The sequence below is a fragment of the Cellulomonas septica genome (assembly GCF_012396155.1).
GTDB classification, from domain to species: Bacteria; Actinomycetota; Actinomycetes; order Actinomycetales; family Cellulomonadaceae; genus Cellulomonas; species Cellulomonas septica.
Map to the genome: position 1 here is coordinate 1 of NZ_JAAXOY010000414.1, position 3,190 is coordinate 3,190.

3 protein-coding genes are annotated in these 3,190 nt (G+C 75.5%); 1 reads left to right on the forward strand and 2 read right to left on the reverse strand.

Going from position 1 to position 3,190, the window contains the following annotated elements; translation table 11 throughout:
• Positions 1-120: 120 nt before the first annotated feature.
• Both HGA02_RS14160 and HGA02_RS14165 read right to left on the reverse strand, forming a co-directional pair.
• Complete coding sequence (locus tag HGA02_RS14160) at positions 121-1,164, reverse strand: serine hydrolase domain-containing protein (RefSeq protein WP_168679595.1); 1,044 nt, start codon at positions 1,162-1,164, stop codon at positions 121-123.
• 75 nt (positions 1,165-1,239) lie between these two features.
• Positions 1,240-1,650 carry a TIGR03618 family F420-dependent PPOX class oxidoreductase gene (locus tag HGA02_RS14165; RefSeq protein WP_168679597.1) on the reverse strand — a complete coding sequence of 137 codons (411 nt, stop codon included), beginning with the start codon at positions 1,648-1,650 and terminating at the stop codon, positions 1,240-1,242.
• 275 nt (positions 1,651-1,925) lie between these two features.
• Here HGA02_RS14165 and HGA02_RS14170 point away from each other — a divergent pair, with 275 nt between their 5' ends.
• A complete protein-coding gene (locus HGA02_RS14170) occupies positions 1,926-3,185 on the forward strand; it encodes an MFS transporter (RefSeq protein WP_343035486.1) in 1,260 nt (419 codons plus the stop codon).
• The last annotated feature ends 5 nt before the right edge of the window (positions 3,186-3,190 follow it).

Consider the following 3,190-nt stretch of genomic DNA (forward strand, 5'->3'; position numbering starts at 1 on the left):
ATCCTGGCAGGCCGCGGCCCGCCCTGGCGTCCGCTTTCCCGGCGACCTGCGACGGCGCACGGAGCACCGCCCGATCGGACCAGCGCGCAACGGCGCCAGAGCACGCGACGACGTCACGCCTCAGCCCATCAGCGCCCGGACCGTGCGGCCGACCACGGACTCCTGCTGGGGGACGCCGGGGTCGCGCGCGAGCAGGACGGCGACGGCGCGGTCCGCGTCGCGGTCGGCGAGCAGCTTCGCCTGGAAGCCGAGGCCCCAGCCCTGCGACATGACGCGCGGTCCGCCGACGAACACCCCGAGACCGACGCCGTCGACGTACCGGTCCTCGAGCATCGCGGCGGCGGACGCCGGGTCGAGCAGCACGGACCCCCCACCCCGCCAGGCGCGCAGCAGGTCGGCGAGCAGGACGCCGACGTCGGCGGGCGACGCCCACAGCCCGGAGGCCGACGGACCGGCGTAGTGGACGCGCACCCCGTCGACGCGCGTGCCGTCCCGGTGGTGCCCCGCGCAGGCGGTGCCGGCGACGCGGGCGAGCGTCGAGGACCGCGCACCGGCAGCGGAGCGCTCCCCCGCCCAGGCGGTCGTCGCCGTCAGGCCGAGCGGTGCGACGACCTCACGGTGCACGACGGCGGCGAAGGGCTCGTCGCAGACGGTCTCGACGACGCGTTCGACCAGGCAGAAGCCGCCCTCGGAGTAGGAGAAGGCGTGGCCGGGCGGCTCGGTCACGCGGACGGGACCGTCGTGGTGCGGCGTCCGGCCCGCGACGACGTCCGCGGTGGACGGGGCTTCGGCCGGCGCCGGGGTGAACGCGTCGGGCGGGTCGACGACGCCGCCGTGGTGGGACAGGAGCTGCCGGACCGACGGTCCGGGGCCGACCGGGACGACCTCCACGTCGAGCACGTCCCGCACGTCGGCGTCGAGGTCGAGCACCCCGCCGCGCGCGAGGCGCAGGGCGACGACGGCGGTGACCGTCTTGGCCGTCGAGCAGAGGTGGAACGGCGTCGAGGCGTCGGCCGCACGCCCGGTCGACGTGTCAGCGAGGCCCTCGACGGTGACGCGGGCCGGCGTCCCGCCGTGCACGACGACCGTCGCGAGGGCAGGTCGGCCGAGCCCGCGCACCGAGCGGCCGGAGGGATCGTCTGCGCTGGTCAGGTGGGGTGTCATCTGCGCAGCGAACCATCCGGTACCGGCGTCCGCCCGGGTCTTCGGTCCGGGCGGAGACCCGGGCGGCGCGGTCGCTCAGTCCTGCTTCGCCGCGCCCCAGCCGTGCCAGTGGTCGATCTCGACGAGCACGCTCACGCGCGCCCGGTCGCGGACCGGGTAGGGGTTGCCGCCGTAGTGGACGGACAGGCGGTCGATGTCGACGAGGTCGGTGTCGTCGCGGATCTCCACGACGCGTCCCTGGACGCTCACGTGGGTGTACCAGTTGGCCTCGTCGATCGCGGTGAGCGAGACCTGCGGGTTGGCCCGGAGGTGCTTGAGGCGCGCGCGCGACGCGTCGAGGTTGAGCAGGATGCGCCCGTCGTCCTCGACGAGGTACCAGGTCGCGACGGTCACCGGGTGGCCGTCGGGGTGGAGGGTGCCCATGACCGCGGGGTTGGGCCTGGCGAGCAGCGCGGCGACGTCGGCGGGCAGCGGGGGCTTGGGCACGGAGGGTCCTCTCGTCGGGTGCCGACCGTGTCGGTGCGTCGGCGTCGGCCGTGTCGTGGTGTCCGCCACAGTGTCGTCGCGTCGTCGCAGGAGAGCACGTCCGTCGGCCGGACGTCCCGTCCCGCGGACGTAGGCTGGTGCGCATCCCCGGTCGTACCGCGTGCTCGTCGCGGGCCGGGTCCCGGAGAGGTCCCCTGCGTGACTCGCGTCCCCGCGCCCGCCCCGGCGCGCTCCGACGCACCCTCCTCGTTCTCCGGCCGACGCGCGTACACGCGGTGTACGCGGCCGCCGTCGTCGCGTACTTCGTCGCGATCGTGCACCGCACCGCGATGGGCGTGGCGGGTGTGGAGGCGGTCGACCGGTTCGCGCTGTCGGCCACGGCGCTGTCGTCGTTCGTCGTCGCGCAGCTGCTGCTCTACACGCTCATGCAGATCCCGGCGGGGCGGCTGCTCGACCGGTTCGGGCCGCGCGCGGTCATCACGGCCGGCTCGCTCGTCATGGCGGCAGGGCAGCTGCTGCTCGCCGTCGCCGACACCGTGCCCGTCGCGCTGCTGGCGCGCGTGCTGCTGGGTGCGGGCGACGCGGGCATCTTCATCAGCGCGGTCCGGCTGATCGCCGAGTGGTTCCCGCCGCGCAAGGCACCCGTGATGGTGCAGGTCACGGGGCTCATCGGGCAGTCGGGCAACCTCGCGTCGGCGATCCCCGTCGCGTGGCTGCTGCACCACCACGGCTGGACGACGACGTTCGGCACGCTGGCCGTGGTCGGCGTCGTCGCCGCGGGCGTCGCGTTCGGCGGCATCCGCAGCGCGCATCCGCGCGACCCGCTGACCTACGAGCGCCTGGCCCCCGCCCTGCGCGCGGCGCTCCAGCCGCCCGGCACGCGGCTCGGGTTCTGGAGCCACTTCGCGACGCCGTTCAGCGCGAACGTCGTGGCGCTGCTGTGGGGCGTGCCGTTCTTCGTCACGGCCCAGGGACGCACCGCCGCGGAGGCGAGCGTGCTGCTCACGGCGCTCACGCTGACGGCGATGGTCACCGGGCCCGTCGTCGGGCGGTTCACCGCCCGGCACCCGCTGCGGCGGTCGTGGTCGGTGCTCGCGAGCTGCGCGGTCACGCTCGTCGCGTGGGTGTGGCTGCTGGTCCCGTCGACGCCCCGCCCCATGTGGCAGCTGGTCGTGTTCGTCGTCCTCGTCGGCGCGGGCGGCCCCGTGTCGCTCGTCGGCATGGACTTCGCGCGGACGTTCTCCCCGCCGACGTCGCTCGGCACCGCGAGCGGGTTCGTCAACACCGGCGGGTTCACGTCGACCATCGCGGGCCTGCTGGGCGTCGGCGTCGTGCTGCAGCTCGTCGAGCCGGACGCCGCGGGCACCTACTCGCTCGACGCGTACCGCATCGCGTTCACCGTGCTGCTGGTGCCGTGGGTCGTGGGCGTGGTCGGCGTCCTGTCGAGCCGCCGCCGCACCCGTGCGCTCATGGCCGAGGCGGGCGTCGTCGTCCCGCCGCTGCGCGAGGCGCTACGCCGGGTCCGCGGCCGCTGACGGCG